This window comes from Rhizobium sp. 2MFCol3.1, assembly GCF_000377565.1.
Taxonomy (GTDB): Bacteria; Pseudomonadota; Alphaproteobacteria; order Rhizobiales; family Rhizobiaceae; genus Rhizobium.
In genome coordinates, this window is sequence record NZ_KB898353.1 from 89,109 (window position 1) to 107,057 (window position 17,949).

The following is a 17,949-nucleotide window of genomic DNA, read 5'->3' on the forward strand; positions in this document are numbered from 1 at the left end:
CTGCTTTTTCGTCATCCAGCGAACGACACGGCAGAGTTCGCGCAGAATATCAAATGAAAATCATGACCTTAAGCATTGCTCGGAGATGTCGCACACGCGCGCAAATCGTCAGGCATGCTGCTCGTCAGACAGTTCCTCGAGGATGGGACAGTCCGGCCGGTCATTGCCGTGACAGGCGTGGACCAGGTGCTCGAGCGTGTGCCGGAGTTCGCTGAGCTCGCGGATCTTGCGGTCGATCTCGGTGAGCTTGGCCTGGGTCAACTCCTTCACATCGGCGCTGGCCCGGCTCTTGTCCTCGTAGAGCGCCAGCAGCTGCCGGCACTCCTCCACCGAGAAACCGAGCCCGCGCGACTTCTGCAGAAAGCGCAGCTTGTGAACATCGGCGACCGCATAGTCGCGGTAGCCGTTGTCGTTTCTATCGGGCCGGATGAGGCCGATATCCTCGTAGTAGCGGATGGTCTTCGATGGCAGGCCGGACCGTGCCGATGCTTCACCGATATTCATGGCGACCTCCTAGAGCTTTGCGGCGCGCAGCCGCAGCGCGTTGCCGATGACCGAGACGGACGACAGGCTCATCGCCGCCGCGGCGATCATCGGCGACAACAACAGCCCGAAGATGGGATAGAGCAGGCCGGCGGCCAGCGGAACGCCGAGCGCATTGTAGCCGAAGGCGAAGCCGAGGTTCTGGCGAATATTGCGCATCGTCGCCTCGGCGAGCCGCCTTGCCCTGACAATGCCGTTGAGATCGCCCTTGACCAAGGTGATGCCGGCGCTCTCCATCGCGACATCGGCACCCGTGCCCATGGCAATGCCGACATCGGCCGCGGCCAGCGCCGGTGCATCGTTGACGCCGTCGCCGGCCATGGCGACCACCGCCCCCTTGGCATGCAGCTCGTCGATCAGCGCCTTCTTGCCCTCGGGCAGGGTATCGGCGCGCACATCGTCGATCCCCAGGCTTCTGGCGACCGAGCGCGCCGTGCGCTCGTTGTCACCCGTCGCCATGATGATCTTCAGACCGCTCGCATGCAGCGCCTTGATCGCGGCAGCCGTTGTCGGCTTGATACGGTCGGCGACAGCCACCAGCCCGGCGAGGCGCTGGTCGACGACGACGAACATCACCGTCTTGCCTTCGTCCCGCAGCGATTGGAGTAGCTCTCCATGGGCAGCGACGTCTATACCGAGATCTGCCATCATCGCCGCGTTGCCGAGCGCCACCGCGTTCTGCCCGACATCCCCTCGCACGCCTTTGCCCGTTGCTGCCTCAAAGCCGGTGATATCCGCCAAGGCGATCCCGCGCTCTTCCGCCCCTGATACGATTGCGGCCGCCAGCGGATGCTCCGATCCGCGCTCTAGGCTGGCGGCAAGCTGCAAGAGATGGTGATCCGCCACGTTGCCGAGCGCCACGACATCCGTCAGCCAAGGCTTGCCTTCGGTCAACGTGCCCGTCTTGTCGACGATCAGCGTATCGACTTTCGAGAAACGCTCCAGCGCCTCCGCGTCCTTGATCAGCACACCCTCATGGGCACCACGACCGGTGGCGATCATGATCGACATCGGCGTGGCAAGCCCCAACGCGCAGGGGCAGGCGATGATGAGGACGGAAACGGCGGCGAGCAGCGCGTGAACCATGCGCGGCTCGGGACCGACGAGAGCCCAGATCGCAAACGCAGCAATCGCAGCGGCGACAACGGCCGGGACGAAGAAGGCCGAGACGCGATCGACGGCGCCCTGGATCGGGGCGCGCGAGCGCTGTGCCTTGGCGACCATATCTACAATCCGCGACAGCGTGGTCTCCGCGCCGACCTTCTCGGCCGTCATCACCAGCATGCCGTTCTTGTTGATGGTACCGCCGGTCAGCGTATCGCCCACAGCCTTATCGACAGGCATCGGCTCGCCTGTCAGCATGGATTCGTCGATCGTCGATTGCCCCTCGATGACCGTGCCATCGACAGGAACCCGCTCGCCCGGCCGAACGCGCAGGCGATCTCCAACCACGATATCGTCGACCGGCACATCGGCCTCGCTGCCATCGCGACCGATACGCCGCGCGGTCTTCGGCGCGAGATCGAGCAATGCGCGAATGGCCGAACCGGTGCGTTCTCGCGCCTTCAACTCCAGCACTTGCCCGACGAAAACCAGCGCCACAATCACCGCCGCTGCCTCGAAATAAACAGGCACGGCGCCGCCATGCCCACGGAACGTATGCGGGAAGATGTCCGGCGCCAGCGTGGCGACAAGGCTATAGATGTAAGCCGTCCCGACACCGAGACCGATCAGCGTCCACATATTCGGGCTGCGATTGACAAGCGACGCCCAGGCACGGCGGAAGAACGGGAGTGCCGCCCAGAGCACCACGGGTGTCGCGAGAACTAGTTCGGCCCAGGTCGCAAGCGGTTCGCCGAGCCAATCGCGCACAGGCAGGCCAATCATCGGCCCCATGGTGATGGCAAGCAGCGGAACCGAGAGAATGCCGCTGATCCAGAGACGGCGGGTGAAATCGACCAACTCCGGATTCGGGCCTTCATCCATGGGCGGGATGCCCATCGGCTCCAGCGCCATGCCGCATTTGGGGCAATCGGCCGGATGATCGCTGATCACCTCGGGATGCATCGGGCAGGTATACTGCGTCCCCTTCGGAGCAGGCTTTGGTTGCGGCTTGTTGCCATCGCGACAATCCGCCGGCGCTGCCTCGAATTTCGTCTTGCAGCCGGCCGAGCAGAAGTAGTGCTTCTCGCCTTCATGCCGCAGGAAGTGCTTGGCCGTCGCGCGATCGACGCTCATGCCGCAGACCGGGTCCTTTGCCGTCAGATACTCCTGCGGCGCGGCTTCGAATTTGGTGCGGCAGCCCTCGCAGCAGAAGAAATAGCGCCGTCCCTCATGCTCAAGCGACGGCTTGCCGGCGGCGGGATCGACCATCATGCCGCAGACGGGGTCGCGGACCACGCCGTCATCCGCTGGATGATGGTGTTGGTCGCTGTTGCCGTGGTGATGTGCGTGGCTGCTGTCCATTTGTATCTCCTGTGCCTGACAAGGCAGTGGAGATGCTTATCAACCTTCCAGCAACTGGAAGGTCAAGCACAAAATGCGCGTTTCTTGACGGCGGTCAAAACCGCGTCAATCGATGAAGACGCCGACACTTGCCGCCCGGCCCATCGCATCGATGACCGTCAGCTTGGAATAGCCGCCGCCATCGGGCGTCCATTGGTTGGTGCGCCGCCGCGACAAGTCGGGCAATGGCTTGCCGTTGGCGAGCCATCGGAAGGGCGCTCGGCCACCCTGGAGCTTCAGCATCAGCGGCGAGAGTTCGCCGCCCTTTGCCAGACCCTGGGCCCCGAGATCGACATGCGCTCCTTCAGGCGGATAGACGATCTGCGGCGCGGGCTCGCGGCCGGAAGTGGCCAGCAATCCGCTGGGATTGATGGCGAAGCGGCGCTGGCTGATGGGCAGTTGCGCCTGCGCGATGCGAACGGCCCCTGATGGCGGGCGCGGCAGCGGCGTTGTCGCGATACCCGACTTGGCAAACCCCTCGAACAGGATCGGCGCGGCCGTGCCATAGCCGGTCAGCCCGGGAGAGGCGCCGTTGTCAGGGCGACCGACCCAGACGCCAAGGACATAACGGCCGTCATAACCAACCGACCAGGCGTCGCGGTATCCGTAGCTCGTGCCGGTCTTGTAGGCGATGCCACGCTGCGGCGCACCGGCGGGCGGTATGACGCCCGAGAGGATGTCGGCGACATTCCACACCGCGACCGGTTCAAGCAACGCCTCGCCTTCGATCTCTCCGGGCTGGCCGGATATGCCGTCCCCGATCCTGACCGCCTGCCCTCGATTGGCGAGCGCGGTATAAAGCTGCACCAGATCCTTGAGCGTCAAACCGACGCCGCCGAGCCCGATCGCCAGCCCCGGCGTTTCGTTCGCCGGCAGCAGCGGGCGCACCTCGGCGCGGCGGAAGCGGATGAGAAGCTTGGCCGGGTTGACCGCATCGAGCAGCTTGACCGCGGGAACGTTGAGCGAAAGCTGCAGCGCGTCGCGCACCGTCACGTCGCCCTGGTAGCTCATATCGAAATTGCGCGGCCGGTAACCGAAGAAATCCGCCGGCCGATCCTCGATGATGGTCTCCTGGCTGACCAATCCCTCCTCGAAGGCAAGGCCATAGATGAACGGCTTTAGCGTGGAGCCCGGCGAGCGCGGGACACGCGTCATGTCGATCCAGCCGGATCGGCTGGCGTCGAAATAATCGGCGGAGCCGACTTCGCCGACGATATCCCCTGTCTGCGCATCCGCCATCACCATCGCCAGCGACAGCTTCGGGCCAAGCTTCAGCGCAGCGGCTTTGGCGACGGTCTCCAGCCCCTCCTGCACCCGCTTCTTCAGCGTGGTCCGGTACGGCGACGCATCCGGCGCCTTGCGCAGCGCCGCTTCGCCGACATGGGCCGCAAGCGCCGGCAGCTGCATGCGCCTTGCAGGCACAAGCGTCGCCTCGGCGCGCTCCCCCTCCCCTTCCCCGACAGCGTCAACGACCGCGACGCGCTCCAGCACGCGCTTGCGCGCCGCCTCGGCGGCCTTGAGGTTGCGATCGGGACGGCGCTTTTCGGGAAGCTGCGGCAATGCCACGAGGAGCGCGGCCTGCGCCACCGTCAGCCGCTTCGGCTCCTTGCCGAAATAGGCAAGGCTTGCAGCCCGAACGCCCTCCAGATTGCCGCCATAGGGCGCATGGGTCAGATAGAGATCGAGGATCTCATCCTTGGACAGCCGTCGCTCGATCTGGATTGCGCGCACCACCTGCAGCAGCTTGGCCGAAAGCGATCGTCCCTGACGCGGCTCGATCAACCGGGCGACCTGCATTGAGAGCGTCGAGGCCCCGGAGACGATGCGGCCGTTGGTGACGAGCTGGAAGGCGGCGCGGCCGATCGCGCGCGGGTCTATGCCACCATGCTCGTAAAAACGCCGATCCTCATAGGCGACCAGCATGCGCAGGAACTGCGGATCGACATCGCCGACATCAGTCTTCAGTCGCCAGCGCCCCTCCGGTGTCGCGAAGGCGCGCAGAAGTTCACCGTCGGCATCGAGCACCTCGGCGGATACGCGCGCTTTGTCGAGCGGCGGCGGAAATGCCTTGTCCGCCGCGTCGAGCGCGATCAGCCCGGCGCCGGCGATTGCCACCGCCGCCACAACGCCGATCGCGATTTTCCGCCTCAGTCTCATGGCTGTGCCGCCACGACCTCCATCTTGCCGGTTGCCGTCCGCGCCGAAAGCTGCGGCCGGTACATGTCCTCGACGTTCGCGGCCGGGTGATCATAGACGCCGGGGGTCACGGCGCGCACGACGTAAGCGACGTTGATTTCCCTGTTGTCATCGGCGCTGCGATTGAAGGCGGCGACGAAGCGATCGTTGCGGAACTCCGTATGCGCGGCCGTCACATCGCCGATCCAGTCGAAGTTGGTCAGCTGCGCGCTGTCGACAAGGCTCGGATTGTCGATCTGGAAGCCGGCCGGCAGCAGGTCGGTGATGACGATGCGCGACGGCCATTTGTTGCTCTCGGTGACATGCAGCACGACGACATAGCGCTCGTTCTGCTTCGCCTCCGAGACATTCGCTTCCTCGCCGTCCAGCGTGTAGTAGCTGCGCTCGATGGCAAAGCCATCGCCGCCTGCCGGGAGCGGCGTCACCGGTGCTGCAACGGTCGTGACGACAGCCGAGACGGCATCGCTGGTCTGGTTGGTCAGCGTCAGGGCGTGATCAGCCAGCGCCTCGCCATTCATCCGCGCCATGTAGGCGCCGTTGTGGAGCGCCCCGTTGACGTCGATCTTGAGCGAATCGTCGCCGCCCTGGATGGCGCGGGCGGCAAGCAGCATCCAGGCCTGTTCCTGGGTGCTGGTGTACTTGCTGCGCTCCCACTCCTTGGCCACGGCCTTCGCCAGTTCCGGCACGATCGGCGGCACCGGGCGGCTTTCGGCGGCAAGCGCGAGGATGGCGGCGCCATCTCGGAGCACCGAGCCGTAGTCGGTGCGCGACAGGTTGACCTTGGTGACCATCGACTGGGCCGACATCTGCAGCGCATCAACGAAGATGTTCTTCGACCGCGTCGCATCGCCGTAGAGAGCCAGCGCGGCCGCAATATGGGCCTTGGCGAGCGGCGTCGGGAAGTCGTTGATCATCGTGTCGGCATAGTAGCGCAGATCGCTGACCGCGGCCTTCTTGTTGCGCGCGAGCACATAGAGCGCATAGGCGATCTGGTCGCCCTGATCCTTGACATTGACGTCATAGCTCAACGCGTTCTGCAGGTTCTCCAGCGCCTGTGCGAGCGCACGATCCGGCACGTCGTATTTCTGCTCGCGAGCCCGCGTCAGGAAGTCGGTGACGTAGGAATCGAGCCAGAGATCGCCGCTATCCGGCCCCCACAGGCCGAAACTGCCGGCAGATGCCTGGTAGGACAGGACACGATAGATGGCATCCTGCACGCGCTTCTTGATATCGGCATCGCCATCAAGCCCGACCTGCTCGGCAAGCTCGCTCAGATAAAGCAGCGGCAAAGCCCGGCTGGTCGTCTGTTCGGCGCAGCCGAAAGGATAGCGATCGAGCGACATCAGCAAGGCCGGAATGTCGAAGGCGGCGGAGCGCGTGACGTTGACGCTGACCGACGCGCCCGGAAGGACGCTGTCTGCCAGAAGCGCCTTGTCGATCGTCAGCTTCGCGCCCGGCTTCAGCGCCAGCACGCGACGCTCCGTGACCGGCAACACCGCCGGCCGCACGGGGACATCGAGGCTCTGGTCGAGCGACAGGCCCGCCGCATCCGACAGGTTGATCGAAACGACACCGTTGCCCGGTTGAAGACCGGTCACCGCCAGCGTCACCGCCTGCTTCGCGCCGGCATCCAGACGGATCGTCTGCGTGGCCTTGTCGATGCCGACGGAGTTATTGCCTGTGACGGCAAGCTTGTAGTCACCGGCGGGCGCATCGGTATTGGCGATATCAAGGCGCAGTTCTGACTTGTCCCCCGGCGCCAGGAAGCGCGGCAGGCTGGCCGTGACGACGACGGGGTCACGAATGATCACGTCCTGCGTGGCATGGCCGACACCGGATTTGGACCAGGCGACCGCCATCAGGCGCGCCGTGCCGTTGAACTGTGGAATATCGAAGCTGACATGCGCCTTGCCTTCGGCGTCCAGCTTCAGCGGACCGGAGAAGAAGGCGACGAGCTTTTGCGTCGGCGGGCTTGCCTGCAGCGCGATCGCGCCGCCATCGCCGCCTGTGCGCAGCTTGCCGGTGGCGCCGAGCGAGCCATCGATCAGGCGACCATAGAGGTCGCGGATCTCGAGACCAAGCTGGCGCTGGCCGAAATACCATTCTTCCGGGTTCGGCGGCTCGTAGCGCGTCAGGTTGAGAATGCCGACGTCGACTGCGGCAACCGTGACATAAGCGTCCTCGTTTGCACCAGCACCCGCAACGGCGAGCGTGATCGGCAGAGGGCCGCGCGGCAGCATCTTCTCAGGTGCCTCGATCTTGACCTGCAAGGCCCGATCCTCAGGATCGACCTTCAGCCATTTCACGCCGATGGCGCGCATCGGCATATGGCTGTCCTGGGCATCGCCCGGACGGAAGAGCGTTGCGGTCACATAGGCGCCAGCGCCCCAATCGGCGGTAACGGGGATATCCACCTCGCCACCTGTCTCGCCGATCGCCGCGTTCTGCACGGCAACCAGCGTTTCGGTGCCGGCGGCGATCATGAGTTCGCCGGCATAGCGCGAAGAAACCTTCAGCTTCGCGGTCTCGCCGACCTTGTAGCTATCCTTGTCGAGTGCGATCTCCAGCCCATCCGGCGTTTCCGTGGATGTAGCCTGCACGAACCAGCCGGCGTCGAACTCGACGCTGGAGGTCGGTCCATCCGCGTCGGTGCTTTCGACCTCAAGGCGATAACGGCCCCATTGCACGGGCGAGGCGATCTTGGCGCCATCCACGCCGGCATCGACATTGCCGTTGCCCACCTGCTCGGCGGTATAGACCGGGTCGTATTTCCAGGCCGTGCCATCGCGATACCACTGATAATCGCGGTTGAGCTTGAAGAGCTTCCAGCGAAGCCCCTTCATCTCTTCTTTCGCACCATCGGCACTGACGCCGATGACCGTGAAGTTGGCGATCGAGTTCTCGCCGAGATCGCCCGAGAATTCCGGCTTGATGCCGATCATCGGCCCCTGGTTCTGCACCGGCAGCACAAGCGAACGCTCGATCGCGCGCCCGCCGGCTTCCTGCATTCGAATATAGACGGTCGCGTTCAGAAGCTGCGTCGTTGCGGGCAGCTCGCCGACCGTCAGATCGGTAACGCCTTCGCCCTTTTCGTCGAGATCCGGCAGCCCCTCGATCGACTGGCGCGAATCCTCGCTCGCCTCTTCATCGGCAAGGCCGAAGAAATAGCCCGGAAACGCATCGGCCTGGCGCGTCGGCTTGATGACGACATCGCCTTCGAGCGTGAGCCCGGCGGCGGGCGCCCCATAGAGATACTTGCCCGAGATATTGATCGTTGCCGGCGTGTCCGGGCCGATCACCTTCGCCTCGGTCTTCAGCTCCATGTCGGTCCGATCCGGCACGAAGTCGTCGACCAGGAAGCTCTTGCTGGCGATCGGCGAGCCCTTCGGATCGGTATGGATGTTCATCGTCCAGGTACCGCGCATGGCGTTGTCCTGCACGGCAAAATCGACATTGTAGCCGCCAAGATTGCTGGTTTGGCTGACAATACGGCGATCCTCGACGCCGTCGGGGCGCATGAAGATGAAGGTCAGCGGCAGATTTTCGATCGCCTTGCCATCCGTATCGCGCGCCAGCGCAGACGCGTGAACCGTTTCGCCGACGCGGTAGATGCCGCGCTCGGTGAATGTCAGCACGTCGATCGCGCCGGGCGACGCGCGGCCGGTGACGCCACGGTCCGAGAGGTCGAAGCCGGCCCGTGTCATGTCGAGGAAGACGTAGTCCGACGTCCCATTCTTCGCCGTGATCACGGCCGGCGTCAGTGCCGATGTGCCGCGGATCAGGCCGGCGGTAAAGGTGGCGCGGCCGTTGTCGTCGGTGGTGGCGGTGCCGAGCACCTCGTTGTTCTTGGCGAGAAGCTGCAGCGCGACGCCGGCCATCGGCTTGGCTGATGCAAGCGAGCGGGCGAAGACGTTGAGGCCATCGGTCCCGGCATAGGTCGTCACGCCGATATCCGACACCACGAACCACTGCGTCGCCTGCGAATTCCATTCCTGGTCCGGCCCGGTCGTCGATGTCGCCGTCAGCACGTAGACGCCAGGCTTGCGCTCCGGCAGCGCTTCATCGACGGGGAAGCTGGTGACGACATCCTTGTTTAGGTCATTGGCGATATCGATCGCGCCCTGCCAGACAAGCTCGCCGCTCTCGTCCTCGATCCGCTGGGCGCTATAGCCATCCAGCTGGGTGAGGAACTGCGAGCTGGTCAGCAACGGAGCGATGCCGCGATCGCCGATGCGGTAGAGCTTGAGGTTGGCCGAGGCCATGTTGACCGAGACGATCGGGATGCCGCGGCGCGCCGTCGATGGCAGCACGAAGCTGTCGCCGGTGAAGCGGACGCTCGCGGTGCGGTCCTTGACGTAGATGTCGAGGCTGACTGGCGCCTCCAGAACTTCGTCGACCGACGAGGGAAGGCCAGTGCGGAAAGAGATCTTGTAGTTCTCGCCATGCGTCAGGCCCTCGACGCAGATCTGCCTGTCCTTGGTTTCGAGCGCTTTCGGAGACGCACCATTCAGCGTCACGAAGGGGGTATAGTCGGTGGTCTTGACCAGCGATTCCGAGAAAGTGACGCAAGCGCGCGGCGTCACGCTATCGGCATCGACGGTGTGATCCGTGATACGGAAGCCCTGGGTCGACTTCAGCTGCAGGTAGGCGGCCTGAACTTCCTTCGAATTCACCAGCGCGAGGCTTGCCTTATAGGCGTTCAGCGCGGCCCGGTAGTTCGCGTTCTTCTCCAGCGCAACGGCCAGAACCGCAAGCGCATCGGCACGGCTGGTCGTCGTCCGCGTCAGGTCGTAGCCATTGATGGCGGCGAGCACGGCCTGCGCATAGATGTCGCTGCCGTTATTGTCGTCGGTCTTGACGAAGCTGTCGCCAGCGCGCGCCGTCTCCAGCCACAGGTCGGCATTGTCAGGTGTCAGCGCCAGCGCCCCCCGGAAGGATTTCAGGGCATCGACGACATTACTTGCCGTGAGGTCGATCCGCGCATTGGCGATGAGGCTGTCGGCGGATTGCCCCTGCTGGTCGTCGGCGAGCTCGAGATTGGCCTTGTCGTCGCGCGCCTGTTGCAGCACATCGCCCGAGAGAAAGCCGATGCGAGGTGCGGCCCCGAGATCCGGCTCCTGGCTGCCCGCTGCCTCGACGATCTTCCCGGCGATGGCGCCCGGGAAGGCATTCATCGTCTTGAAGTCGGATTTCAGGAAGCACCAGCTGGCCTTGGGGTTATAGGTGAAGGCCTTGCACGACTTGTCGCCAATGCACGATGCCTTGCACTGGTCGAGCGTGACATTCTGCTCGCTGCGCAGATCAAAGCCGAAATAATCGGCATCGCGCACGGTTTGTATCTGGCGCTTGCTGTCCGCGGAAAAGGCGGGTGAACCAATCAGAGCGGTCGAAAGAACAACGGTTATGGCTGTCAAGAACGCGCGTGCGAACATAGGTTCCCCCCAATATGCTGGCGCCTCATTTGGCGGCAACTCTCCCCACTCGCACCCCTGTTGTCAACTCGGATGGAGCGTTGCCCGGCAGTAAATCTCAATCGTGTAACAGCACCATCAAGACCGGCTGTGGATCTCTGAGAGAGCATGCATCACGAGAGGCGTGAATTATCGTTTTGTTAATACTAACAATATCTTAACCGAAAATAAAGCTGTCCCGCGGCGGAACATATCCGTTGCCGAGCCGTTTTCCGTCCGAGTTCTGGTGAAAATGAGTAACAGGGGGCCAAGTATGGGCACCGGCGTTGAGTACAGTTCACAGACTGAAAATAGCACCAAGCAGCGTGTCCTGATCGTCGAGGACGAGCTTTTCATCGCCCTTGATCTTGAGGAAACGATAAAAGAGATGGGCTTCGACGTCGCCGGTCTGGCGAACGGTCGCGATCAGGCATTGCAGCTTGCGCGTGACGCCGATATCGCCTTCGTCGATGTCAACCTCTCGGACGGACCGACCGGCCCGGAAATCGGCCGCCGTCTGGTGGAGGAATTCGGGGTGACCGTGGTGTTCATGACCGGCAATCCCGAGGCCGTGGCAGACAAGCTGAACGGCGCGCTTGGCGTCGTCACCAAGCCGGCCATGCCCTCGACCGTGCAACGCACGCTGAGGAAAGCAGCGGACCTTCGCCGCGGCTTGAATTAAAAACGCCGAGTTGCCTCCGCGAAACGTAGAATGAGGAGCCGACAAGGCCCCCTCATCCCAGAGCAAACAGCGATCAGATGAGACCGGTCAGCAGACCGATACCGGCCAGCGCCGCGAAACCGCCGGCGAAGCGCGTTACGAAAGCGCCTTTGGCATCACCGGCCCGTGCAATCGCAAAGCCCATAGCAAGACCGATGGCGTGCAGCGTGGCTGTCGCGATCATGAAGCCGGCGGCGTAGGACATGCCTGCGGCGGCAGCCGGCATTTCGGAACCATGCGCATGACCATGGAAAATGGCGAACAGCCCAACCAGACCGGCGGCAACGGCAACCGGCGCACGAACGTTAAGCGCGATGACGGCGCCGAGGACGATCACCGAAAGCGCGATCCCGGCTTCCACGAAGGGGATCGAGATACCCATCATGCCGATCGCTCCGCCGAGGCCCATGACGGCGACGAAGGTGGCAGGCACCATCCAGACCGCACGGCCGCCAAGCTGCCAGGCAACGACGCCGACCATGATCATGGCCAGGATATGGTCGAGCCCGGACATCGGGTGGCTGAAGCCATGCGCGAAGCCGACCGCTTGACCGGCACCCGGATGGGCGAATGCAAGCGATGGCGCGAGCACGAGGGCGGCAAGCGCGGCGTTGAATTTGATGCTTTTTGAAAACATGATCGTCCCCATTATTGGTATGCAGTGTTGCGCCGAAAATGGCATGGAGAATCAAGGCTTCAAAGCGAAAAAACGGCAGCACCGTTATTTGACGTAGATGGGTCGTCCTGCTGTATTCGCGCCTAGCGTGGCTGCAACATGCCGAACCAGGCGACGAGAGCGACAACCGTCAAGCCGAGAACGATCTCGGTGACAACGCAGGCCTTCAGCGGAAGAAGAGAGTGATCTCGAGCAAACTTCGGCACGAAGACATAGCGGTTGACGATCGCAATCAAGACCATTGCCGCCACCACCGCGATCTTGGCGCTCAGCAGACGCTGATAGCTGAACGACCAATCCGACGGTACGCTCCCGAGGATGAGCAGGGTGTTCGTGGCGCCGGAGAGTAGCACGAGCACAACGGCGACATGCCCCGTCGTCGAAAACCGCATGACCGCGACGCGCGCATCGGCCTGCAGCGTGCCGCGTCCAAGCATCGGCAGGATAAAGAGGACCGGCACGAGCGCACCCAGCCAGGCTCCACCGGACAGAAGATGCACACCATCGTTGATGCGGTGCATCACCCGCAGCCAGCCGCTATTCATCGCCGCGTGGCCGCTCAGCGTCAGGCCGAGCAACAGGAGTGCCGCACAGACGGCCCGTCCCATTTGCCGATATTTGGGCGGAAGAACCACTGTCGCGCCAAGCAAAACGACGCCGACGGCCTGGACCATCCAGGCTGTCCCGACATCCGTCCGCGTTAGCACGGCGCCGAGCATCTCCGGCGTCAGCAGATCGGACCAGCCGTCGCCGATGATCGCCGTTCGAAGCGGCAGCATGGCAACGGTGGACGCGAACGCGACTGCAATTGCAGCCGCGCTCAACCACCGCAGCCGGTCTCCGACAAGACGTGCCAGCTCGGGCGAAACGAGCGCGCAGAGATAGGCAGAGCTACCCCAAATCAGAATGACAGTGGCATCGAAAAGAAGACGGCAAAGAATGAGTGCCGTATCCGGTGTCACGGCTTGACCGTGAAGCCATAGCTGCCCTTGGTCTTGTGGCCATCCGTCGACAGCACGTGCCACTCGACGATATACCCGCCGGCATCAAGGCTTCCCGAAACAGGCACCGTGAGCGTCTTTCCATCATCCGACAGCTTGGCTTCACCGGTCGCAACGGGTTTGTCGCCAGCACCGGCAATTGTTGCGCCCGAGAAGCGGAGGTTAAGTTCCTCGGAAAAATGCAGTTCCACCGCGGCGGGAGACGCCTGCACCGTGGCCTTGTCGGCGGGGACGCTTGACGTGAGATGCGCATGGGCGCTCGCCTGCCCTGCGACAACGAGAGTGGCGATCACGGAAGCGATAAGGATTTTGCTCGTTCTAGACATAGGATTGCTCCTTGTAATGACTTTGAGATTGCTGATGACAGTCTAATACCTGCCGCCTATTGCGGCATGGACATATCGCTCATCCCGGAATGACCATCCATCTTCATGGCGTTGGCACCGCCTACCGCGAATTCGACATCGACCTGTCCGGCCTTTTCGAAGGTCAACGTCGCCTTCACCGTTTCGCCCTGCTTGAAGGGCTCGGCGACGTCCTTGAACATGACGTGGTAGCCGCCCGGCTTGAGCTCGACTGTCTGTCCCGCGGGGATGGCAAGACCACCCGCAACCGGGCGCATGGTCATGACACCATTATCGACGTTCATTTGATGAATTTCAGATGATTTAGCGCGGGTCGAGGTGATGCCGACGAGCTTGTCGTCAGCATTGCCCTTGTTGGTGATGCTCAGATAGCCGCCACCGACTTTCGCACCAGGCACCATGGCGCGGGCACTCGGATTGGAGATTTCTATATCGCCTGCGGTGACCGTCTGCGCGCCGGCGGGCGCGCCGAAAAGACCTGCGAAAAAGAGAGTAGCCAGAAGGACTGTAAGCTTCTTCATGATGATTGTTCCTGCCAGAGCGACCGCTGTTTGCTGAACTCGCATGACGAATGTGTCGTGCGGCATCGGCAGCGGACGGATGTGTGGGACAGTGGGATTTCTTACGGGATCACCGGCTACGGCATACCGCATGGCAGCTCAAATTAGAGCGGCCATCAACGGTGGGCCCCTTGGACCGCCACCGGGGGATAAAGGCCGGTTTCCGGTAGCCTCGGCGCCATGGATCGGGCCAAGATAGGTGGGGATCGAAGCGCTTGGCCATGCGACGAAAACGGGAGCGGGCAACACAGTCGACGCGCTGATCCGACACGCTTCGCAGCCATGCGTATGAATCTTGCTGTCGTGATGTGTCGATTGCGCCGTATCGACCGTGCATATAATCGGCGCGGTCCCATCCGGCAGCACATATTCGGAAAGCTCATCGGTGATGAATGCGCCATCGGCAAAGGCCGGCGCCTGGTGCGCGAAGCCCACAAGGACCAGCGCAACGGCGCAGCTGATACGCACCAGCCATCGAACTATGCCTGCCTCCGCCGCTTTCACCTGGCCCCTCACCGCTAACTTGCATCGTCTTTACGCAAAATGCCGGCAAATCTCAATGCGACAGTTTAGGTAATCGGCAGGCGATACGGCACATCTCAGCTGCTCACGGGACTTGGCGTACGGAGCTAGACCAAGACAATGCGGCGCGGCCGAGCCTGGTTCTGACAACGCGCGGAAGCGCTTCCGGTGGCAGCAGCTCGGCGAGGGTCTTTAGCGAGTAGAGCCCCGTCGCGGCGGTCGCCGCGCACCCCATCGATGCGGCAAGCCAAATCGGCAGGAACTGGAACGCCAGAAATACCAGGCCCGAAAGCGGAAGGTACACCATGACGAGGATGCGATTGATCGCAGAGTAGCGGAAGCCGGTATAGCGCTGCGCGATCCAGTAGATGAGGATGCTGTGCCAAACATAAAGACCGAAGAAGGCGATACCGGCACCCACCGTTCCGAAGGTCTTGACGCAGATCCAGGCAAGCCCGACATGAACGATGCTGGCCGCAACCTCGGTCCAGAAGAATATCCGCTGGGCGCCTTTCGCCAGAATGATAAAACCGATCGGCCAGGCGACGATGCGCAGCATCATTCCGAGGCAGATCCAGCGCAAGAGGTCGACGGCCGCATAAAAAGCCGGCGAGTAGAAGGCATGTATGATAACCGGTGCTAGCGTCAGCGTGGCAAACAGGCCAGGTCCAGCCAAAAGCACGCTCACCTGCGTCTGTTCGTTAACGAGGCGGTTACATTCGACGTCGTCATTGGCCACACCGGTCAGCCGCGGATAAAAATCCGTGCCCATCGCTTGCAGGATGAAGCCTGCATACAATCCACCGAGCGACCATGCGGCCTGATAAAGCCCAGCCGCGACGATGCCTGCCTCGTCCAACACGATGATGCGGATTGCGTAGGCGCTGCCAAACGTCAGGAAGCCGCTGACCATGAAGATAAAGCCAAGCTTGAACAGACCGGCAGCTTCCAATCGTAAATCCGTGAATGACAAGCGACACGGTTTAATCTCGATCTTGCGGCTGTACCACCAAGAAGTCGCCAGCGTTGCGGCGGCAATACATACAATAGACGCCACGATGCCCTTCTCACCAAAGAAATAGATGATGGGCACACTTATAGCCGTGCTGAAAAATGCCCCCAGCATGCCAAGGCGCGCAAGGCCTGCGATGTCGCGCATCCCCTGGACCAGGGCTGCCTGTCCTGCCGACATGACTTGCAAGAAGATCACGATGGACAGGAGCCTCATCGCGGTTGTGTGTTGGTCGTCGCCGAATGTCCACCTGGCGATCGGCTCCGCCAGCAGCGCCATCGCAAGCGTTCCGAGAAGCCCGAGCGCCAAGGAAATGCGCCTCAGGGCAATGGCCGTTCGAGCAATGCGATCGGGATCATTACTGCCGGCGGATTCGGCAATCTGGCGAACGCCGCTGGCGTTCATCCCGAAGCCTGCGACAGCGTGAGCGATGTCGATCGTGGCGTTGTAAAGGCCGATAAGACCTACGCCTTCCGGCCCCAGCAGGAGTGCTATCGACTTGTTGCGAATAATCGAGAAGCCGATATTCACGACCGAGGACCCGCCAATCAGAACTGTGGATTTCAGGATCTGAGTATAGCTTTGCCGTCCCGTCACGCTCACATCTGCGGCCATCAGGGCACACTACCCTGCAACTCGGCGGATCGCGGTCGCCGATACGCGATACTCCCTTGGCTCTCACGCCAGATGACAATGTTCATCGGCTGGCCTGGTCCGCGCTCGGGATAGCGGAAACCTGCTCGACCGGGTTTGCGGCTTGAGAGGCGGTCCGAGTTACCTTAACGACATCGCCGGGCATGAGTGTAGTGCTTTCTGATGCGGAAATCTCGTTTGCAGTCCCGTTTTCCCTGCGCACGATAACGAACGTCAAGACCGGCTTCTCGCCCTGGCGAGCGGCGCCGCTGAGTGACGACAGGCTGTCCAGCACCAGCTTCTGGCTGGTTTCGCGCTTGACCTTCAGCTGGACGAGCGTTGCTCTTTCCGCCTGGAGATCCGAAGCGACCTCCGTCTTTCGCTCGTCGTAGAGTGCCTGCAGATCCCTGGTGGTCTGACTGATACTTTGCCGAGCGCGCATGATCGCGGTGCTGATGTCCAGCCGATCGTCTTGATAGCTTCGCAGCGTCCGCTCGACTTCGCCCTGCCGTGTCGCCACCACGGCACCCTTCGCAACGAGCGTCGCAGTGCTGTCTACCTGTTGCTGAATGGACTTGATGTTCGCATCCGTGCTGGCCGTCTTCTGGTCAAGCACGCGGATCTCTTCGTTGAGCAACTCCCGCAGTTCCGCAAGCGACTTCGCCTTGCGGTCTATCGAGCTCGTTCTGGCCTCGAATATAACCTGTTCCTGGTTATAGATTGCCGCTGCAAAGGGATCGGATTTGTCGGCCTGCTTTGACAAGTCAGCAGTTGTTGCGCCAGTCATCTCAGTTTCCAGCCTGGCAATCTTAGCATTGCTGCGCGTAATCGAATCGTCCAATTCCTTGAGTGCGCCGACCAGTCGTGTGACTTCGCTTGCGCCTTCGAGAGCCGAAGTGCTTCGAAACTCGCCGCCCCCCAATGCCACTGCCTGCAAGACGGTCAGCCCTAGACTAAATTTATACTCGCCGGGTTTGGACACATCCCCAACGACATACACCGGCGGATATTCGAGTACCTGAACAGTTGTCGCCGGCGCATCGACCAACCCGATCTTTTCCTTGAGACGTTTGCCGATTTCCGCGGCCAGGCCGTCGTCGTCAAGATCACCGACAGCAACACTCCCCAGCACCGGTACGGACACCGTGCCGGCATCCGAAACAGTGAGATCGCCGCCGATGGAGCCCCATTGTTCATAGACGCCCTTGGTGGGCATCCATTGCACAACGCTCAGCCTGATCTTGGTGTGGGGCGGAAGCGGAGCGCTCGCGGCCGTACCGGCGAACATCGCCGTCCCCAGCGCAAGCAGGGTCAGCAACCTGCCCAGCCGCGTGGGCTGATGGCGACCTGTCGAAAAACGCATGCATTGCATGACCATGCCCGATCATTCCTCATCCTGGCGCGAAAACGCTCAAAATACTGCGGAGCCCACCTAGTCATTCCTTGCTTGTATTCAGAATATCGGGGGCTTAATCGAATTTCGCAGAATTATTATTCATTATATTACTGACTGAGATCAATATCTCCCTATCTACCAAAATAGACTAGCGTCCGCCTGTTCTTGGTGATCGAGTGCCCCATAAGAATGCCGCGACGAAAGAATTAGCTGCGAACACGCTAAGTATCGCGGGCAAGAGCGAAATAAACGATCCGTAGTTCAAAGTATAATATCTTATATACTAAAATTGATCTGCAATTAAACTCAAAAAAACCCGAACCCTGTCCAAAGGTACTAGCAACCAGGTCGCGGCATCCACTATCGACG

Annotated in this window: 11 protein-coding genes; 1 reads left to right on the top strand and 10 read right to left on the bottom strand. The window is 62.0% G+C overall.

The window, feature by feature from the left end:
* Positions 1-108: 108 nt before the first annotated feature.
* The 4 genes from cueR to D460_RS0100455 form a co-directional block, all read right to left on the bottom strand.
* Entirely contained in the window at positions 109-504 is a 396-nt protein-coding gene (gene cueR / locus D460_RS0100440; protein ID WP_018896509.1) for a Cu(I)-responsive transcriptional regulator, read from the bottom strand.
* Positions 505-513: 9 nt separating this feature from the next.
* The gene (locus D460_RS0100445; RefSeq protein ID WP_018896510.1) at positions 514-3,009 is read right to left on the bottom strand and encodes a heavy metal translocating P-type ATPase; all 2,496 of its coding nucleotides are present in this window, start codon (positions 3,007-3,009) and stop codon (positions 514-516) included.
* A gap of 105 nt (positions 3,010-3,114) precedes the next feature.
* Entirely contained in the window at positions 3,115-5,205 is a 2,091-nt protein-coding gene (pbpC, locus tag D460_RS0100450) for a penicillin-binding protein 1C (protein ID WP_018896511.1), read from the bottom strand.
* Positions 5,202-10,676, bottom strand: a complete 5,475-nt coding sequence (locus D460_RS0100455) for an alpha-2-macroglobulin family protein (protein ID WP_018896512.1) — start codon at positions 10,674-10,676, stop codon at positions 5,202-5,204. The genes pbpC and D460_RS0100455 overlap by 4 nt, the downstream gene beginning before the upstream one ends.
* A gap of 292 nt (positions 10,677-10,968) precedes the next feature.
* Between D460_RS0100455 and D460_RS0100460 the strand changes: the two genes are divergently transcribed.
* A complete protein-coding gene (locus tag D460_RS0100460) occupies positions 10,969-11,376 on the top strand; it encodes a response regulator (RefSeq protein WP_018896513.1) in 408 nt (135 codons plus the stop codon).
* Positions 11,377-11,449: 73 nt separating this feature from the next.
* Here D460_RS0100460 and D460_RS0100465 read toward each other — a convergent pair whose 3' ends face one another.
* From D460_RS0100465 to D460_RS0100495, 6 genes are all read right to left on the bottom strand, one after another.
* Complete coding sequence (locus D460_RS0100465) at positions 11,450-12,052, bottom strand: HupE/UreJ family protein (RefSeq protein ID WP_026282634.1); 603 nt, start codon at positions 12,050-12,052, stop codon at positions 11,450-11,452.
* 122 nt (positions 12,053-12,174) lie between these two features.
* Positions 12,175-13,053, bottom strand: a complete 879-nt coding sequence (gene copD / locus D460_RS0100470; protein ID WP_018896515.1) for a copper homeostasis membrane protein CopD — start codon at positions 13,051-13,053, stop codon at positions 12,175-12,177.
* Positions 13,050-13,418 carry a copper homeostasis periplasmic binding protein CopC gene (copC, locus tag D460_RS0100475; protein WP_018896516.1) on the bottom strand — a complete coding sequence of 123 codons (369 nt, stop codon included), beginning with the start codon at positions 13,416-13,418 and terminating at the stop codon, positions 13,050-13,052. The genes copD and copC overlap by 4 nt, the downstream gene beginning before the upstream one ends.
* Positions 13,419-13,474: 56 nt before the next feature.
* Complete coding sequence (locus D460_RS0100480) at positions 13,475-13,978, bottom strand: copper chaperone PCu(A)C (RefSeq protein ID WP_018896517.1); 504 nt, start codon at positions 13,976-13,978, stop codon at positions 13,475-13,477.
* A 646-nt stretch (positions 13,979-14,624) separates the two neighbouring features.
* Complete coding sequence (locus tag D460_RS0100490; RefSeq protein ID WP_018896519.1) at positions 14,625-16,166, bottom strand: O-antigen translocase; 1,542 nt, start codon at positions 16,164-16,166, stop codon at positions 14,625-14,627.
* Between the two features lie 82 nt (positions 16,167-16,248).
* Positions 16,249-17,562, bottom strand: coding sequence for a polysaccharide biosynthesis/export family protein (locus D460_RS0100495; RefSeq protein WP_018896520.1), 1,314 nt, complete (start codon positions 17,560-17,562; stop codon positions 16,249-16,251).
* Positions 17,563-17,949: the final 387 nt, after the last annotated feature.

Coding starts and splice junctions, on each gene's coding strand:
- D460_RS0100490 (WP_018896519.1), bottom strand. CDS start 16,166: ATGGCCGCAGATGTGAGCGTGACGGGACGGCAAAGCTATACTCAGATC.
- D460_RS0100445 (WP_018896510.1), bottom strand. CDS start 3,009: ATGGACAGCAGCCACGCACATCACCACGGCAACAGCGACCAACACCAT.
- copC (WP_018896516.1), bottom strand. CDS start 13,418: ATGTCTAGAACGAGCAAAATCCTTATCGCTTCCGTGATCGCCACTCTC.
- D460_RS0100455 (WP_018896512.1), bottom strand. CDS start 10,676: ATGTTCGCACGCGCGTTCTTGACAGCCATAACCGTTGTTCTTTCGACC.
- D460_RS0100495 (WP_018896520.1), bottom strand. CDS start 17,562: ATGGTCATGCAATGCATGCGTTTTTCGACAGGTCGCCATCAGCCCACG.
- pbpC (WP_018896511.1), bottom strand. CDS start 5,205: ATGAGACTGAGGCGGAAAATCGCGATCGGCGTTGTGGCGGCGGTGGCA.
- D460_RS0100460 (WP_018896513.1), top strand. CDS start 10,969: ATGGGCACCGGCGTTGAGTACAGTTCACAGACTGAAAATAGCACCAAG.
- cueR (WP_018896509.1), bottom strand. CDS start 504: ATGAATATCGGTGAAGCATCGGCACGGTCCGGCCTGCCATCGAAGACC.
- D460_RS0100480 (WP_018896517.1), bottom strand. CDS start 13,978: ATGAAGAAGCTTACAGTCCTTCTGGCTACTCTCTTTTTCGCAGGTCTT.
- D460_RS0100465 (WP_026282634.1), bottom strand. CDS start 12,052: ATGTTTTCAAAAAGCATCAAATTCAACGCCGCGCTTGCCGCCCTCGTG.